Origin of the sequence: Streptomyces sp. NPDC005423, assembly GCF_040606415.1 — a bacterium.
GTDB lineage: Bacteria > Actinomycetota > Actinomycetes > Streptomycetales > Streptomycetaceae > Streptomyces.
Genome location: NZ_JBEXET010000115.1, coordinates 1 through 1,172, shown reverse-complemented (window position 1 = coordinate 1,172; position 1,172 = coordinate 1). Strand labels below are relative to the sequence as shown.

The window sequence follows — 1,172 nt, the reverse complement described above, 5'->3', positions numbered from 1 at the left end:
GGCCATACCGGCAGGCGGATCCGGAACGTCGTCAACATCGGTATCGGCGGCTCGGATCTGGGTCCGGCGATGGCGTACGAGGCGCTGCGGGCGTTCGCGGACCGTTCGCTGACGCTGCGGTTCGTCTCCAACGTGGACGGCGCGGACCTGCACGAGGCGGTGCGCGACCTGGACCCGGCCGAGACGCTGTTCATCGTGGCCTCCAAGACGTTCACCACGATCGAGACGATCACCAACGCCACCTCCGCGCGGTCCTGGCTGCTGGCCGGTCTCGACGGTGACGAGAAGGCGGTGGCCCGGCACTTCGTGGCGCTGTCGACGAACTCGGGGAAGGTGACGGGGTTCGGTATCGACCCGGAGAACATGTTCGAGTTCTGGGACTGGGTGGGGGGACGCTACTCCTACGACTCCGCGATCGGGCTCTCCCTGATGATCGCGATCGGCCCGGAGCGTTTCCGGGAGATGCTCGACGGCTTCCACCTCGTCGACGAGCACTTCCGCACCGCGCCCCCCGAGGCCAACGCGCCTTTGCTGCTGGGGTTGTTGGGGATCTGGTACGGCAACTTCCACGACGCCCAGTCGCACGCGGTGCTGCCCTACAGCCACTACCTGTCGAAGTTCACCGCCTACCTCCAGCAGCTCGACATGGAGTCCAACGGCAAGTCGGTGGACCGCCAGGGTGAGCCGGTGCGGTGGCAGACGGGGCCGGTGGTGTGGGGCACGCCCGGCACCAACGGCCAGCACGCCTACTACCAGCTCATCCACCAGGGCACGAAGCTGATCCCGGCCGACTTCATCGGCTTCGCCAACCCCGTCGCGGAGCTGAGCGGGGAGCTCAAGGCCCAGCACGACCTGCTGATGGCCAACTTCTTCGCCCAGACCCAGGCCCTGGCGTTCGGCAAGACCCCGGAGGAGGTACGCGCGGAAGGGGTGGCCGAGGAACTGGTCGCGCACAAGACGTTCCGCGGCAACCACCCCACCACCACCATCCTCGCCCGCGAACTCACCCCCGCCGTCCTGGGCCAGCTCATCGCCCTCTACGAACACAAGGTCTTCGTCCAGGGCGCCGTCTGGAACATCGACTCCTTCGACCAGTGGGGCGTCGAACTCGGCAAGGTCCTCGCCAAACGCGTCGAACCCGCCCTCACCGACGGCACGGACGTACCCGGCCT

1 protein-coding gene is annotated in these 1,172 nt (G+C 67.6%); it reads left to right on the top strand.

Annotated features, from left to right (window positions below):
* Nucleotides 1-1,172 (top strand): glucose-6-phosphate isomerase (gene pgi / locus ABZT12_RS39330; RefSeq protein WP_356394683.1); only part of this gene is annotated, 1,172 nt, incomplete at both ends.